14 protein-coding genes and 1 tRNA gene are annotated in these 16539 nt (G+C 63.2%); 14 read left to right on the top strand and 1 reads right to left on the bottom strand.

The genetic code is table 11. The features are described from left to right. The 10 genes from B5D62_RS32555 to rpoC form a co-directional block, all read left to right on the top strand. The coding region (locus tag B5D62_RS32555; protein ID WP_139374221.1) for an EF-Tu C-terminal domain-related protein at positions 1–96 on the top strand (96 nt) is incomplete at its 5' end. Positions 97–142: 46 nt separating this feature from the next. Next, positions 143–218 (top strand) — tRNA-Trp (locus B5D62_RS32560). Between the two features lie 19 nt (positions 219–237). Then, positions 238–429, top strand: coding sequence for a preprotein translocase subunit SecE (gene secE / locus B5D62_RS32565; RefSeq protein ID WP_170921265.1), 192 nt, complete (start codon positions 238–240; stop codon positions 427–429). 1 nt (position 430) lies between these two features. Continuing rightward, positions 431–967: a transcription termination/antitermination protein NusG gene (gene nusG / locus B5D62_RS32570; RefSeq protein WP_085938270.1), complete on the top strand. Its 537-nt coding sequence runs from the start codon at positions 431–433 to the stop codon at positions 965–967. Between the two features lie 218 nt (positions 968–1185). After that, a complete protein-coding gene (gene rplK / locus B5D62_RS32575) occupies positions 1186–1614 on the top strand; it encodes a 50S ribosomal protein L11 (RefSeq protein WP_085938271.1) in 429 nt (142 codons plus the stop codon). 3 nt (positions 1615–1617) lie between these two features. Further along, positions 1618–2313, top strand: a complete 696-nt coding sequence (rplA, locus tag B5D62_RS32580) for a 50S ribosomal protein L1 (RefSeq protein WP_085938272.1) — start codon at positions 1618–1620, stop codon at positions 2311–2313. A gap of 327 nt (positions 2314–2640) precedes the next feature. After that, the gene (rplJ, locus tag B5D62_RS32585; protein ID WP_085938273.1) at positions 2641–3168 is read left to right on the top strand and encodes a 50S ribosomal protein L10; all 528 of its coding nucleotides are present in this window, start codon (positions 2641–2643) and stop codon (positions 3166–3168) included. A 57-nt stretch (positions 3169–3225) separates the two neighbouring features. Further along, positions 3226–3600 (top strand): 50S ribosomal protein L7/L12, encoded by a 375-nt coding sequence (gene rplL / locus B5D62_RS32590; RefSeq protein WP_085938274.1) that lies wholly within the window; start codon positions 3226–3228, stop codon positions 3598–3600. A 186-nt stretch (positions 3601–3786) separates the two neighbouring features. Continuing rightward, positions 3787–7956 carry a DNA-directed RNA polymerase subunit beta gene (gene rpoB, locus B5D62_RS32595; protein ID WP_085938275.1) on the top strand — a complete coding sequence of 1390 codons (4170 nt, stop codon included), beginning with the start codon at positions 3787–3789 and terminating at the stop codon, positions 7954–7956. 57 nt (positions 7957–8013) lie between these two features. After that, positions 8014–12186 (top strand): DNA-directed RNA polymerase subunit beta', encoded by a 4173-nt coding sequence (gene rpoC / locus B5D62_RS32600; RefSeq protein WP_085938276.1) that lies wholly within the window; start codon positions 8014–8016, stop codon positions 12184–12186. A gap of 68 nt (positions 12187–12254) precedes the next feature. Here rpoC and B5D62_RS32605 read toward each other — a convergent pair whose 3' ends face one another. Continuing rightward, positions 12255–12833: a GNAT family N-acetyltransferase gene (locus B5D62_RS32605; protein ID WP_218191415.1), complete on the bottom strand. Its 579-nt coding sequence runs from the start codon at positions 12831–12833 to the stop codon at positions 12255–12257. A gap of 573 nt (positions 12834–13406) precedes the next feature. Between B5D62_RS32605 and rpsL the strand changes: the two genes are divergently transcribed. The 4 genes from rpsL to B5D62_RS33190 form a co-directional block, all read left to right on the top strand. After that, entirely contained in the window at positions 13407–13778 is a 372-nt protein-coding gene (gene rpsL, locus B5D62_RS32610) for a 30S ribosomal protein S12 (protein ID WP_085938278.1), read from the top strand. A 15-nt stretch (positions 13779–13793) separates the two neighbouring features. Continuing rightward, positions 13794–14264 (top strand): 30S ribosomal protein S7, encoded by a 471-nt coding sequence (gene rpsG, locus B5D62_RS32615; RefSeq protein WP_085938279.1) that lies wholly within the window; start codon positions 13794–13796, stop codon positions 14262–14264. Between the two features lie 34 nt (positions 14265–14298). Continuing rightward, on the top strand, positions 14299–16404 hold the full coding sequence (gene fusA / locus B5D62_RS32620; protein ID WP_085938280.1) for an elongation factor G: 2106 nt from the start codon (positions 14299–14301) through the stop codon (positions 16402–16404). A 41-nt stretch (positions 16405–16445) separates the two neighbouring features. After that, positions 16446–16539 (top strand): GTP-binding protein (locus B5D62_RS33190; RefSeq protein ID WP_139374222.1); only part of this gene is annotated, 94 nt, incomplete at its 3' end.

Here is a 16539-nt window from a genome sequence, read left to right on the forward strand (position 1 = left end):
ATCCAGCCGATCGCCATGGACGAGGGCCTGCGCTTCGCCATCCGCGAGGGCGGACGCACCGTCGGCGCCGGCGTCGTAACCAAAATCGTCAAGTAGTGCTATAAATCGGCGCCGCCGGCGTGTATGTCCGGCGGCGGCGTGTAGGAGTGTAGCTCAGTTGGTAGAGCATCGGTCTCCAAAACCGAGGGCCGGGGGTTCGAGTCCCTCCACTCCTGCCACCTTTTGAAAATGGCGAGCATGGCGAAGAATCCAGTAGAATTCGTTCGGGAAGTCCGCGCCGAAGCCGGCAAGGTCACTTGGCCGACCCGACGCGAGACCACGATCACGACCAGCATGGTCTTCATCTTCGTCGTGATCGCGGCGGTATTCTTCCTGGTGGCCGACAAGGTCATCGCCTTTGTCGTGCAGACACTGCTCGGGATTTCCTGACATGGCTCATCGTTGGTACGTCGTTCACGCCTATTCCGGCTTTGAAAACAAAGTCGCGCAGTCGATCCGTGAACAGGCGGAAAAGAAGGGTCTGACCGAGGAGATCTCCCAGGTTCTGGTCCCGATGGAAGAGGTCGTGGAGGTGCGCCGGGGCTCGAAAGTCCAGACGGAGCGCAAGTTCTTCCCCGGCTACGTCCTGGTGAAAATGGATCTCAACGACGAGACCTGGCATCTGATCAAGAATACGGCCAAGGTTACTGGCTTTCTGGGCGGCGGTGGCCGCGGCAAGCCCGTGCCGATCTCCGACGCCGAGGCTGGGCGCATCCTGCGGCAGGTCCAGGAGGGCGTGGAACGGCCCAAGCCAGCCGTCAGTTTCGAGATCGGCGAGCAGGTCAAGGTCGCCGATGGACCGTTCGCCTCGTTCAACGGCACGGTTGAGGATGTGGACGAGGAGCGGGCCCGTCTGAAAGTCGCGGTATCGATCTTTGGGCGCTCGACTCCGGTCGAACTCGATTACGCCCAGGTGGAAAAACTTTAGGCTCTGCCCATATAAAGCCCAAATCTTGGGGTTGTGGAGCGTCGGGGAGTTTGGTACACCCCCCGCCCTTGGAAGGGCTGGCCTACGTGCCGGCCTTTTCTCGTGTGTTTGGTTGGTTTCAGAAATTTGTTTCCATCCAACGGTTTAGTCAGGGTTTTTAATCAGGTGCGGGAGGCCGGCCATGGCCGTACCGCGCCGCCCAACAGAAAGGGGCAGGCATGGCCAAGAAAATTCAGGCCTACGTCAAGCTGCAAGTGCCGGCTGGAAAGGCCAATCCGTCGCCGCCGATCGGGCCTGCGCTCGGTCAGCAGGGCGTCAACATCATGGAATTCTGCAAGCAATTCAACGCGCGCACCCAGAAGATGGAAGCCGGCATGCCGATTCCGGTGGTCATCACCGTGTTTCAGGACCGCAGCTTCACCTTCGTGACCAAGACACCGCCGGTGACCTACTTCCTGAAGAAGGCTGCGGGCATCGAATCGGGCGCCAAGACGGTCGGCACGCAGATCGTCGGCAAGGTGACGAAGAAGCAAGTCGAAGAGATCGCCAAGCAGAAGATGCCAGACCTCAACTGCGACTCGGTCGAATCGGCGATGGCGCAGGTCGTGGGCTCCGCCCGGTCTATGGGCCTTCAGGTGGTGGAGTAAGCCATGACGCAGGGCAAGCGATACAAGACGGCTGCAGCTTCGGTTGACCGGGACAAGGTCTATTCGCTCGACGAGGCCGTGAAGCTCGTAAAGGCCAATGCCAAGTCGAAGTTCGACGAGACGATTGAAGTTGCCATGAACCTCGGCATCGATCCGCGTCACGCCGACCAGGCGGTGCGCGGCATGGTCGAGTTGCCGAGCGGCACTGGCAAGACGGTGCGCGTGGCGGTGTTCGCGCGTGGCGCCAAGGCCGAGGAGGCCAAGGCGGCTGGAGCGGATCTCGTTGGTGCCGAGGATCTCGCCGAGAAGATCAATGGCGGCGAAATGAACTTCGACCGCTGCGTGGCGACGCCGGACATGATGGGCATCGTCGGACGCCTCGGTAAGGTTCTGGGCCCGCGCGGTCTGATGCCGAACCCGAAGCTGGGCACGGTCACGCAGGACGTCACCGCGGCGGTCAAGGCGGCCAAGGCCGGCTCGATCGAGTTCCGCGCCGAGAAGGCCGGCATCGTCCACGCCGGCGTCGGCAAGGCCTCGTTCAGTGAGGACGCGATCGCCGCCAACGTGAAGGCGTTCGTCACCGCCATCAGCCGCGCCAAGCCGAGCGGCGCCAAGGGCACCTTCATCAAGAAGGTGTCGATCAGTTCGACCATGGGCCCGGGCATCAAGCTCGACCCGGCTTCCGCGATCGTCGTCTGATCGCGTGAGGTTTTAGTCACGAGTTTCCGGCGTCGGCCGTGTCCCGGTCGGCGTTGGAAGGAGGGAGGAGGTCGCAAGACTTCCGACGTCCACCTGTCCGAGACCGCCGGTGCTTCCTTCTTCGGGAGGAAGCGTAAAGGGGAAACCCGCCTGCGCAGACGGGGGCAAGGGAATCGACGCATGCCCTGGCATGCGCACGGCCCGAACTTCCGGGGCAGGCGAGCAAGACCGTCAGGTTCCGTTCGCTCAACCGCTGACGGAACATGTGGTCTTAACGCAGCCGGTTCGATTCGGATCCTCCGGATCGGACCTTAGTTGGAGAAAGCCGTGAATCGTTCGGAAAAGGCCGAAGCGATCGCCGAGCTGAACCAGATCTTCAAGGACGCGAGCCTGATGGTGGTAACCCGCCAGTCCGGCCTCACCGTCCAGGAAGTGACGGACCTGCGTCGCAAGATACGGGCAGCGGGCGCGAGCTATAAGGTCGCCAAGAATCGGCTCACGTTGCGTGCCCTCGAGGGCACGCCCTTCAAGGCGCTCGGATCCCTGTTCAAGGGGCCGACTGCCATCGCCTACTCCAAGGATCCGGTCGCTGCGGCGAAGGTCGTTTCGGCTTTCGCCAAGAACAACGAGAAGCTGACCATCGTCGGTGGTGCGCTGGGTGAGAACACGCTGGACGTCGCAGGCGTCCAGGCTCTCGCCACGCTCCCCTCCCTCGATGCTCTGCGGGCCACGATCATCGGCCTTCTGCAGGCCCCGGCGACCAAGGTCGCGGGTGTATTGCAGGCGCCGGCGGGTCAGGTCGCTCGTGTGTTCGGCGCATACGGAGCCAAGGAAGACGGCGCGAAGGCGGCGTGAGTCGTCAATCGTTTCGAAGTCACGATCGAAGAAGTTCGGGTTATTAGGAGATAGACAATGGCCAATCTGGAAAAGCTGGTCGAAGAGCTTTCGGCCCTGACGGTCCTCGAGGCCGCTCAGCTCAGCAAGCTGCTTGAAGAGAAGTGGGGCGTCAGCGCCGCCGCGCCGGTCGCCGTCGCAGCCGCGCCGGGCGCCGCCGCCGCTGCTCCCGCGGAAGTGAAGGACGAGTTCACCGTCGTCCTCGCCGCCGCTGGCGACAAGAAGATCAACGTCATCAAGGTGGTGCGCGAAATCACCGGCCTCGGCCTCAAGGAGGCCAAGGACCTGGTCGAAGGCGCGCCGAAGCCGGTCAAGGAAGGCGTGCCGAAGGCGGACGCCGAGAAGCTCAAGGCCAAGCTCGAGGCCGAGGGCGCCAAGGTCGAGCTCAAGTAAGCATCTATCCGGTGGGGCTGGTCTCTTTGGAGGCCGGCCCTGTCGGGCCTCTTTTCCGAGCGGACCTGGTCGTGGTCCGCTCCGATAAGTGGCCCTCTGCAACGGATGGGGTGAGCGGCTGGCGGGCCGCAAGCTCCGAGAAAGCAGCGGGTGTTCTCTCCGCCCTTGAACCTTCGAGGACGCAGGATGGCCACGGCCTTCAATACGCGCAAACGGATTCGTCGTTTCTTCGGCCACATCGAGTCGGTGGCGCCGATGCCAAACCTCATCGAGGTGCAGAAGAGCTCCTACGAAAGCTTCCTGCAGCGCATGACGCCGGCCGCGAAGCGTACGCAGTCGGGTCTTCAGGAGGTGTTCCGCTCGGTATTCCCGATCAAGGACTTCGCCGAACGGGCCAGCCTTGAGTTCGTGAAATACGAGTTCGAGGAGCCGAAGTACGACGTCGAGGAATGCCAGCAGCGCGGCATCACCTTTGCCGCGCCGCTGAAGGTCACGCTCCAGCTCGTCGTATGGGACATCGACGAGGAAGCGGGTTCGCGCTCGATCCGCGACATCAAGGAGCAGGATGTCTACATGGGCGACATGCCGCTCATGACCGACAACGGCACCTTCATCGTGAACGGCACGGAACGCGTGATCGTCAGCCAGATGCACCGCTCGCCGGGCGTCTTCTTCGATCACGACAAGGGCAAGACCCACAGCTCGGGCAAGTACCTGTTCGCCGCGCGCATCATCCCCTATCGCGGCTCCTGGCTCGACTTCGAGTTCGACGCCAAGGACCTGATCTATGTGCGCATCGACCGTCGCCGCAAGATTCCGGTGACGACGCTGCTGCTCGCCCTCGACAATGATGCCACCGCCAAGAAGCGCGCGGCGGCAGCCGCCAAGGGCCAGCAGCTGGATCCGGCCGAGGCCCAGGGCCTGTCCCCGGAAGAGATCCTCGCGGCCTTCTATGGCCAGGTGATCTACAAGCGCGACGAGGAAGGGTGGAACACCACCTTCGATGCCGAGGCGATGAAGGGCATCAAGCTCACGCACGACCTCGTCAACGCCAAGACCGGTAAGACTGTCGCCGAGGCTGGCGCCAAGATGACGCCGCGCCTCCTCAACCGCCTCAAGGAGGGCGGGCTGAAGGAGATCCGCGTGTCGGCGGAAGAGCTGATCGGCCGCTACGCTGCGCTCGACGTCATCAACGAAAAGACCGGCGAAATCTATGTCGAGGCCGGCCAGGAGATCACCCAGGCGGTGCTCGACCTGTTCGAGGAGAACGGCATCGACACGCTGCCGACGCTCGCGATCGACCACACGAATGTCGGCCCTTACATCCGCAACACGCTGGCGGCCGACAAGAATTCCAGCCGCGAAGAGGCGTTGCTCGACATCTACCGCGTCATGCGGCCGGGCGAGCCGCCGACACTGGAGCAGGCAGAGTCCCTGTTCGGCGGCCTGCTGTTCGACATCGAGCGCTACGACCTCTCTCCGGTCGGTCGCGTGAAGATGAACATGCGCCTGGGCTTCGAAGGCGTGCCTGATACGCAGCGCACGCTGCGCCGCGAGGACATCCTGGCGGTAGTGAAGGTCCTGCACGGCCTCAAGGATGGTCGCGGAGAAATCGACGACATCGATCATCTCGGCAATCGCCGTGTTCGGTCGGTTGGCGAGCTGATGGAGAACCAGTATCGCGTCGGCCTGCTCCGCATGGAGCGCGCCATCCGCGAACGGATGAGCTCGATCGACATCGACACGGTGATGCCGCACGATCTCATCAACGCCAAGCCGGCCGCCGCGGCGGTGCGCGAGTTCTTCGGCTCCAGCCAGCTGTCGCAGTTCATGGATCAGACGAACCCGCTGTCGGAAGTGACGCACAAGCGTCGTCTTTCGGCACTCGGACCGGGCGGCCTGACACGCGAACGCGCGGGCTTCGAGGTCCGCGACGTGCATCCGACCCACTACGGCCGCATCTGCCCGATCGAGACGCCGGAAGGCCCGAACATCGGCCTGATCAACTCGCTCGCGACCTATGCGCGCGTGAACCAGTACGGCTTCATTGAAAGCCCGTACCGCAAGGTCGTGGCCGGCCGCGTCACCGACGAGGTCATCTATCTCTCGGCGATGGAGGAGGGCCGCTATACGGTGGCGCAGGCCAATGCCGAGATCGACCCCAAGGGCAAGTTCGTTTCCGAACTCGTTCAGTGTCGCAAAGGCGGCGAGTACATTCTCGGCCGTCCCGACACGATCGACTTCGTCGACGTCTCGCCCAAGCAGATCGTGTCCGTTGCCGCGGCGCTGATCCCGTTCCTCGAGAACGACGACGCCAATCGCGCGCTGATGGGCTCGAACATGCAACGTCAGGCGGTGCCGCTGATCCAGGCCGATGCGCCGCTGGTGGGCACGGGCATGGAAGAGGTCGTGGCCCGTGATTCGGGCGTGGCGATCTCGGCGCGCCGCTCCGGCATCGTCGACCAGGTCGACGCCATGCGTATCGTGGTCCGCGCGACGGAGGACGTCGGTCCGAACCGCCCCGCGGTCGACATCTACAACCTGCTGAAGTTCCAGCGCTCGAACCAGAGCACCTGCATCACCCAGAAGCCGCTGGTGCGGGTGGGCGACGTGGTGAAGAAGGGCGATATCGTGGCCGACGGGCCGTCGACCCAGAACGGCGAGCTGGCCCTCGGCCGCAACGTGCTCGTCGCGTTCATGCCGTGGAACGGCTACAACTTCGAGGACTCGATCCTCCTCTCCGAGCGCATCGTGCGCGATGACGTCTTCACCTCGATCCACATCGAGGAGTTCGAGGTCATGGCCCGCGACACCAAGCTCGGCCAGGAGGAAATCTCCCGCGACATCCCGAACGTCGGCGAAGAGGCTCTCAAGAACCTCGACGAGGCGGGCATCGTCTATATCGGTGCCGAGGTGAAGGCGGGCGATATCCTTGTCGGCAAGGTCACCCCGAAGGGCGAGAGCCCGATGACGCCGGAAGAGAAGCTGCTGCGCGCGATCTTTGGCGAGAAGGCGGCCGACGTTCGCGACACGTCGCTCAAGGTGCCGCCGGGTGTCGAGGGCACGGTTGTCGAGGTGCGCGTCTTCAATCGGCGCGGCGTCGACAAGGACGAGCGCGCACTCGCCATCGAGCGTGACGAGATCGAACGTCTGGCAAAGGACCGTGACGACGAAAAGGCAATCCTCGAGCGCAGCTTCTACAGTCAGCTGCAGGAGATGTTGCTCAATCAGGTCGTCGCGGGCGGGCTCAAGGGCCTGAAGCCCGGCACGCGCATCGTCGACAAGGTGCTGGGCGAGTTCACGCCCGGTCAGTGGCGTCAGATCGCGGTCAAGACCGACAAGCGCCAGAGCGAGATCGAGGCGTTGAACAAGCAGTTCGACGAATCGATGAAGCGTCTGCAGGACCGCTTCGACAGCAAGGTCGACAAGCTTCAGCGTGGCGACGAACTGCCGCCGGGCGTGATGAAGATGGTCAAGGTCTTCGTCGCGACCAAGCGCAAGCTGCAGCCGGGCGACAAGATGGCCGGCCGCCACGGCAACAAGGGTGTCATCTCGCGCATCATGCCGCTCGAGGACATGCCCTATCTTGAGGACGGTCAGCCGGTCGACATCGTGCTGAATCCCCTGGGTGTGCCGAGCCGCATGAACGTCGGTCAGATTCTGGAGACCCACCTCGGCTGGGCCGCGGCGGGTCTCGGCAAGAAGATCGGCGAGATGGTGAATGGCGCTCGCGAGAGCTCCATCGCACAGGTCCGCAAGACCCTGCGCGACGTCTATGGCGAGAAGTCGTACAAGAACGACATCGCCGACCTCGACGACGATCGGGTGATCGAACTGGCCAGGAACCTGAGCCGGGGCGTTCCGTTCGCGTCGCCTGTGTTCGACGGCGCGCACGAGGCCGATATCGTTGGCATGCTGGAGATGGCGGGCCTCGATCGGTCGGGTCAGGTCACCCTGGTGGACGGTCGTACGGGCGAGCCGTTCGATCGCAAGGTGACGGTGGGCTACATCTACATGCTGAAGCTGCATCACCTGGTCGACGACAAGATTCATGCCCGGTCGATTGGCCCTTACAGCCTCGTCACCCAGCAGCCACTGGGCGGCAAGGCGCAGTTCGGCGGCCAGCGCTTCGGCGAGATGGAGGTTTGGGCGCTTGAGGCCTATGGCGCCGCCTATACGCTGCAGGAGATCCTGACCGTGAAGTCGGACGACGTTGCGGGCCGTACGAAGGTCTATGAGGCCATCGTTCGCGGCGACGACACGTTCGAGGCAGGCATCCCCGAATCCTTCAATGTGCTGGTCAAGGAGCTGCGCTCCCTCGGCCTGAACGTCGAACTGAACCAGTCGGCCGCCTGAGGCGGCCGACATCCATTCTTCGCCATTTAAGTCCAACGAACCCGTAGGACCCCGAATATGACCGACCTTATCAATGTGCTGGGCCAGCCGCAGGGCACTCCGACCTTCGACGAGATCCGAATCTCGATCGCCAGTCCGGAACGCATCCGCGCCTGGAGCCACGGTGAGATCAAGAAGCCGGAAACCATCAACTACCGCACCTTCAAGCCGGAGCGGGACGGGCTCTTCTGCGCCCGTATCTTCGGACCGATCAAGGACTACGAGTGCTTGTGCGGCAAGTACAAGCGCATGAAGTTCCGCGGCATCACCTGCGAGAAGTGCGGCGTCGAGGTGACACTCACCAAGGTACGTCGCGAGCGGATGGGCCACATCGAACTTGCTTCGCCGGTAGCCCATATCTGGTTCCTGAAGTCGCTGCCGAGCCGTATCGGGCTTCTGCTCGACATGACGCTGCGCGACCTGGAGAAGATCCTCTACTTCGAGAACTATGTCGTCACCAATCCCGGCCTGACGCCGCTGAAATATCGCGAGCTCCTGAACGAGGACCAGTATCTCAACGCGCTCGACGAATATGGCGAGGGCTCGTTCGAAGCCGACATCGGCGCCGAGGCGATCCGCGAGATGTTGCAGGTCATCGACCTCAACGAGGAGCGTCCGAAGCTGCGCGAGGAGCTGCGAGAGACGACTTCGGAGGCGAAGCGCAAGAAGCTGGTCAAGCGGCTGAAGCTGGTCGAGAGCTTCATCGAGTCCGGCGCCCGTCCGGAATGGATGATCCTCGAGCTGGTGCCGGTGATCCCACCCGAGCTGCGCCCGCTGGTTCCGCTCGACGGCGGCCGCTTCGCTACCTCCGACCTGAACGACCTCTACCGTCGCGTCATCAACCGCAACAACCGCCTGAAGCGGCTGATGGAACTGCGGGCGCCTGACATCATCGTGCGCAACGAGAAGCGCATGCTGCAGGAGTCCGTCGATGCGCTGTTCGACAACGGCCGCCGAGGCCGAGTCATCACGGGCGCGAACAAGCGGCCACTGAAGTCGCTCAGCGACATGCTGAAGGGCAAGCAGGGCCGGTTCCGCCAGAACCTTCTCGGCAAGCGCGTCGACTACTCGGGCCGCTCCGTGATCGTGGTCGGTCCCGAGCTGAAGCTGCATCAGTGCGGTTTGCCGAAGAAGATGGCGCTGGAGCTGTTCAAGCCGTTCATCTATTCGCGGCTGCAGAACTACGGCATGGCCAACACCATCAAGGCCGCCAAGCGCATGGTCGAGAAGGAACGGCCGGAGGTTTGGGATATCCTCGAAGAGGTGATCCGCGAACATCCAGTGCTCCTGAACCGCGCGCCGACGCTGCACCGCCTCGGCATCCAGGCGTTCGAGCCCGTCCTGATCGAGGGCAAGGCGATCCAGCTTCATCCGCTGGTCTGCACCGCTTTCAATGCCGACTTCGACGGTGACCAGATGGCGGTTCACGTACCGCTATCGCTGGAAGCCCAGCTCGAAGCTCGCGTGCTCATGATGTCGACCAACAACATCCTGAGCCCGGCGTCGGGCAAGCCGATCATCGTGCCGTCGCAGGATATCGTGCTCGGCATCTATTACATCACCCTCGAGCGCGAGGGCGAAGCGGGCGAAGGTTCGATGTTCTCCGAGATCGGCGAGCTCGAGCACGCGCTGCACAGCCGTACGCTGTCCATGCACGCCAAGATCAAGGCGCGACTGGAGGCTTACGACGACAAGGGCGAGCTTGCATCCCGCGTGGTCGAAACCACCCCGGGACGCATCCTGCTGGCGCAGATCCTGCCCAAGCATCCCAACCTGCCGTTCTCGTTGATCAATCGACTTCTGACGAAGAAGGATCTGCAGAACGTCATCGACTCGGTCTACCGTCACTGCGGCCAGAAGGAGACGGTGATCTTCGCCGATCGCCTCATGGGCCTTGGCTTCTATCACGCCTGCCGCGCCGGCATTTCCTTCGGCAAGGATGATCTCGTCATCCCGGCCGCCAAGGAGAAGCTGGTCGCCCAGACACAAAAGGAAGTGAAGGAATACGAACAGCAGTATCAGGACGGCTTGATCACCTCGGGTGAGAAGTACAACAAGGTGGTCGACGCCTGGTCGCGCTGCTCGGACCGCGTGGCCGAGGAGATGATGAAGGGCATTTCGACGCCCAAGCCCGGCCGGCCGGTCAATGCTGTGTGGATGATGGCGCACTCCGGTGCGCGCGGTTCGGCCACTCAGATGAAGCAGCTGGCCGGTATGCGCGGTCTCATGACCAAGCCCTCGGGCGAAATCATCGAGACGCCCATCCTGTCGAACTTCAAGGAAGGCCTGTCCGTGCTGGAGTACTTCAACTCCACCCACGGCGCCCGCAAGGGCCTGGCCGACACGGCGCTCAAGACGGCGAACTCGGGCTACCTGACCCGCCGCCTGGTCGACGTGGCGCAGGACTGCATCATCATCGAGGAGGATTGCGGCACCACGCACGGCCTCACGATGCGCGCGGTCGTCGATGGCGGCGACGTCATCGAGCCGCTCTCCGAGCGCGTCCTCGGCCGCACGGCGCTCGACGACATCGTCGACCCGCTGAACGGCACCCTCATCGTCAAGGGGGGGGACCTGATCGACGAAGTCGGTGTCGAGCAGATCGAGAAGGCCGGGATCGAGGAGCTTCGCATCCGTTCGGTGCTGACCTGCGACACCAAGGTCGGTGTTTGCGGAAAGTGCTACGGACGCGATCTGGCCCGCGGCACGAAGGTCAATATCGGCGAGGCGGTGGGCGTCATTGCCGCGCAGTCGATCGGCGAGCCGGGCACCCAGCTCACCATGCGTACCTTCCATATCGGCGGCGCGGCGCAGCGTGGCGCCGAGCAGTCGAACATCGAAGCGAGCCACGACGGCACCATCCAGGTGCGCAACCGCAACATCGTGATGAACAGCCAGGGCGTTCCGGTCGTAATGGGCCGCAACACTGAGCTGGTTCTGATCGACGGTGCCCAGCGCGAGCGTGCCAAGCATCGCGTGCCCTACGGCGCGCGCCTGCTGGTCGACAACGATGCCGCGGTGACCAAGGGCCAGAAGCTGGCCGAGTGGGATCCGTACACCCTGCCGATCATCACGGAGAAGGCCGGTAAGGCCGTCTACGTCGACCTCGTCGAGGGCGTGTCGATGCGCGAGGTGATCGACGAGTCGACCGGCATCTCCAACCGCGTCGTCGTCGACTGGAAGGGCCAGCCGCGCGGCGGCGATCTGCGTCCGCGCATCGCCATCCACGATGCCGAAGGCAAGCCGATCATGCTGGCCAATGGCCAAGAGGCTCGTTATCTGCTGTCCATCGATTCGGTCCTGTCGGTCGAGAATGGGCAGGAGGTCCATGCCGGCGACATCCTCGCGCGTATCCCTCGCGAGGGCGGCAAGAACCGCGACATCACGGGCGGTCTGCCGCGCGTGGCGGAGCTGTTCGAAGCCCGCAAGCCAAAGGACTTCGCGATCATCTGCGACATCGCGGGCCGCATCGAGTTCGGCAAGGACTACAAGAACAAGCGCCGCATCCTGATCGTGCCGGAAGGCGAGAATGCGGAGCCTGTCGAGTACCTGATCCCGAAGGGCAAGCGCATCGCCGTCCAGGAAGGCGACTACGTGGAGCGTGGCGATCTCCTGATCGACGGCAATCCCGTGCCGCACGACATCCTGCGCGTGCTCGGCATCGAGAAGCTGGCTGAGTATCTCGTCAACGAGATCCAGGAGGTCTATCGACTGCAGGGCGTGAAGATCAACGACAAGCACATCGAGACGATCGCTCGTCAGATGCTGCAGAAGATCGAGATCACCGATCCGGGCGAATCGACGTTCCTGGTCGGAGAGCAGGTCGATAAGCAGGAGTTCGACTTCGAGAACGCCAAGCTCGTCGCCGAGAAGCTGAAGCCGGCCAAGGGCGATCCGGTCCTGCTGGGCATCACCAAGGCCAGCCTGCAGACCAAGTCGTTCATCTCGGCCGCCTCCTTCCAAGAGACGACCCGGGTGCTCACGGAGGCGGCTGTTTCCGGTCGCGTCGACAATCTGCAGGGCCTGAAGGAGAACGTGATCGTCGGGCGCCTGATCCCGGCTGGTACGGGCGGAGTCGTCAATCGTCTGAAGGCGATTGCCGCACAACGTGACCGAGCCATCCTGGCTTCGGGTGCCGAAGACCAACCCCAATCGGTGCCGTTGCCGGAAGCGGAGCAGGCCGCGGAGTAGCGGTCAGCAATTGATCAACGAAGAAGGCCGTCGTGCTGGGACGACGGCCTTTTCTATTGCGCGGCCTTCTATTGGGCGGCTTGCCGCGCCACCCAGTTCTCCCGCAGCAGATGCCAGACCATCTGCGGGCCCGGGCCGCTCACGAAGCGGCCGATCATGAGATCGACCAGGCGGGCGCCCTGCTTCTCCTTGATCCGGCGGGAGCCGTAGTTTTCCTGGGCATTGGCGAACCAGAGCTCCGGCCAGCCCAGATCGCAGAACGCATAGGCCGTGACACGCTCGGCCGCCTCGCTCATCAGGCCCCGGCGCTGGAATTCCCGAGCCAGCCAGAAACCGCGTTGATTGCGCGACACCCCGTCGTCCGGCCACAGGCTGATCATGCCGATCAGATCGACCGGGCCAGACTTGGGGATCAGGGCCCAGTGCGCCTTCTCGCCGCGCTGCATCTCGGCCAGGCATGTTTCCACGTAGAGTGCGGCGCCATCGGCCGGGTAGGGCCAGGGAATACCCACATCGAGATATTGCACGATTTCCCAGTGCGGAAATCGATGCTGGATGACGGGAATATCCTTTCGCCGGACCGGCCGCAGAACCAGTCTCGGCGTTTCGAGCACCGCCGGGGGCGGCATGGGATGGGGGGCTGTCATCTCGGTCTCGCTTCCGTTGCCGGAGGACGGGACCGCTGCACTCGACCCCGGCCTTCGCGGCGGGGTCAGGGTCTTGGTCGGCTGTGGATCAGAAGATCGCGCGCACGATTACCCCGCCCCGAGAGGGACCTTTGGTAGCCGGCGTACGATTGATCTGGTGCAGCATTTGAGCCTTGATAGCGCATCGCGCACACGAAGTAAACTTTGTGGCGCTGGCATGGCAGTCCACAAAATATAGTGTGATAGAATCTTGCGTACGCGAGGGCTTGGGTAACAGGAACGAGTCAGCGCGGGACGCCGACGAATAGTCAGCAAAATCAACGAGAAAAGCTGCGCACTATGCTTGACGCTGCACGGGCATAGCCATATAAGCGCGCCACCTCGCCGGGGGGCTGGTAGTAGGCCTAACGCCTAGACACAGCCTGACGTCGAGGACCGCTACAAGCAAGGCCTTCAGGCCGCAAAGTACCCATCGCGCGGGGCTGCGCTTTTGCCGCTACGCCCGCGCATTCGCTTTGCGCCGATGCCTGACCTGGGCGGACCCGAGACGGCGTGTAAGGAAACCGGAATTCGATGCCGACGATTAACCAGTTGATTGCCAAGGGCCGCCGCCCTCTGTCCTCGCGCAACAAAGTGCCGGCTCTTCAGGCCTGCCCGCAGAAGCGCGGCGTGTGCACGCGCGTCTATACGACGACGCCAAAGAAGCCGAACTCGGCGCTGCGCAAGGTGGCCAAGGTGCGTCTCACGAACGCCTACGAAGTGGTGAGCTACATTCCCGGCGAAGGCCATAACCTGCAGGAACACTCGGTCGTCATGATCCGCGGCGGTCGCGTGAAGGACCTTCCGGGCGTTCGCTATCACATCATTCGCGGCACCCTCGACACCCAGGGTGTCAAGGACCGCAAGCAGCGCCGTTCCAAGTACGGCGCGAAGCGTCCGAAGTAAGGCGCGGAGGAAGTCATGTCCCGTCGTCGCGCAGCCGAGAAACGCGAAGTTCTGCCGGACGCCAAGTTCGGCGATATCGTGCTCAGCAAGTTCATGAACACGCTCATGGAGCGTGGCAAGAAGTCGGTCGCCGAGCGCGTCGTCTATGGCGCCCTCGATGAGATCGAGACCAAGCTCAAGCAGGATCCGATCCCGGCCTTCCACGAGGCGCTGGAGAACGTGAAGCCGGCTGTCGAGGTGCGGTCGCGGCGCGTCGGCGGTGCCACCTACCAGGTGCCGGTCGAGGTGCGCCCGGAGCGCCGTCAGGCGCTGGCGATCCGCTGGATCATTCAGGCTGCTCGCGACCGGTCTGGCCACAGCATGACCGAGAAGCTCTCGGCCGAACTGCTCGACGCCTTCAATCGCCGTGGTAACGCGGTGAAGAAGCGCGAAGACACCCACAAGATGGCGGACGCCAACAAGGCGTTCTCCCATTACCGCTGGTAAGCGATCCAGGCCCCTCAGCTAGAAAGCCCCGACCATGGCTCGCACAACTCCCATCGCGCACTATCGCAATATCGGCATCATGGCGCACATCGATGCCGGCAAGACGACGACGACTGAGCGCATCCTCTACTACACCGGCAAGTCGCATAAGATCGGCGAAGTCCATGACGGCGCCGCGACGATGGACTGGATGGAGCAGGAGCAGGAGCGCGGCATCACCATCACGTCCGCCGCGACGACTTGCTTCTGGAAGACCGAGACCGGCCCGTATGCGGGGCCGAGCTATCGCGTGAACATCATCGACACGCCCGGCCACGTCGACTTCACCATCGAAGTCGAGCGTTCCCTGCGCGTGCTCGACGGTGCGGTGTGCGTGTTCGACTCCGTCGCCGGTGTCGAGCCGCAGTCGGAGACCGTGTGGCGCCAGGCCGACAAGTACGGCGTGCCGCGCATCTGCTTCGTCAATAAGATGGATCGCACCGGCGCCAACTACTGGCGTACCGTCGATATGATCAAGGACCGCCTCGGCAGCAAGCCGCTGGTGACCCAGATCCCGATCGGCGCCGAGTCGGAATACAAGGGCCTGATCGATCTCGTCGCCAACAAGGCGATCATCTGGCTGGAAGAGACGCTCGGCGCCAAGTTCGAGATCGGTGAAATTCCGGCCGATCTCAAGGAGCAGGCCGCCGAGTACCGCACCAAGCTGATCGAAATGGCTGTCGAGCAGGATGACGAGGCGCTCGAGAAGTATTTGGCGGGCGAGGAGCCGGACTACGAGACGCTGATCAAGTGCATCCGCAAGGGCACGATCTCCTACGCGTTCGTTCCAGTGCTGTGCGGCTCGGCGTTCAAGAACAAGGGCGTGCAGCCCATGCTCGACGCGGTCGTGAACTATCTGCCGGCCCCGACCGACGTCCCGGACGTCAAGGGCGTGAAGATGGGCACCGACGAGGCCATCTCGCTGCCATCCAGCGACGATGCGCCGTTTTCCGCGCTCGCGTTCAAGATCATGACCGATCCCTTTGTGGGTTCGCTGACCTTCGCGCGTGTCTATTCCGGCGTGGTCGAGTCGGGTACCGGCGTGCTGAACAGCACCAAGGACCGCAAGGAGCGCATCGGCCGCATGCTGCTGATGCACGCCAACAATCGTGAGGACGTCAAGGAAGCACGGGCGGGCGACATCATTGCCTTGGCCGGTCTCAAGACCGTGACCACCGGTGACACGCTGTGCACCCCTGACAACCCGGTCGTGCTGGAGAAGATGGACTTCCCGGACCCGGTCATCGAGCTCGCCATCGAGCCGAAGTCCAAGGCCGACCAGGAGAAGATGGGTCAGGCGCTGGGGCGTCTGGTGCAGGAAGATCCGACCTTCCGCGTCTCGACGGACCAGGAAACGGGACAGACCGTTATCAAGGGCATGGGCGAGCTCCATCTCGAGATCAAGGTCGACATCCTGAGGCGTACCTACAAGGTCGATGCCAATGTTGGCGCGCCGCAGGTTGCTTATCGCGAGACGCTCGGCCGCAAGGCTGAGATCGATTACACCCACAAGAAGCAGTCGGGTGGGTCGGGCCAGTTCGCGCGCATCAAGCTCGTGTTCGAGCCGGGCGAGCCTGGTTCGGGCTACAGCTTCGAGAGCAAGATCGTGGGTGGTGCGGTGCCGAAGGAGTTCATCCCCGGTGTCGAAAAGGGCCTCGAGGCTTCCCGAGAGAGCGGCGTGCTTGCCGGCTTCCCGGTGATCGACTTCAAGGTCTCGCTCATCGATGGCGCATATCACGACGTCGACTCGAGCGTTCTGGCGTTCGAAATCGCCGCCCGCGCGGCCTTCAAGGAAGGCCTGCAGAAGGCGCAGTGCAAGCTGCTCGAGCCGATCATGAAGGTCGAGGTGGTGACGCCGGAAGACTACATGGGCGACTGCATCGGCGATCTGAACAGCCGTCGCGGCCAGATCCAGGGCATGGAGGCCCGCGGCAACGCGCAGGTCATCAATGCCATGGTGCCGCTGGCGAACATGTTTGGTTACGTCAATACGCTGCGTTCGATGACCCAGGGACGCGCGGCTTACACCATGACCTTCGATCATTACGCGCCTGTTCCCCAGGCGGTGGCGGACGAGGTCGTCGCGAAGCTCGCTGGCTGAGCGACAGTTTGAATTAGGACCGATAGGCAAGGAATACGAACATGACGAAGGCGAAGTTTGAGCGGAACAAGCCGCACTGCAACATCGGCACGATTGGGCATGTGGACCATGGGAAGACGTCGCTGACGGCGGCGA

The organism is Enhydrobacter aerosaccus, assembly GCF_900167455.1.
Lineage (GTDB): Bacteria > Pseudomonadota > Alphaproteobacteria > Reyranellales > Reyranellaceae > Reyranella > Reyranella aerosaccus.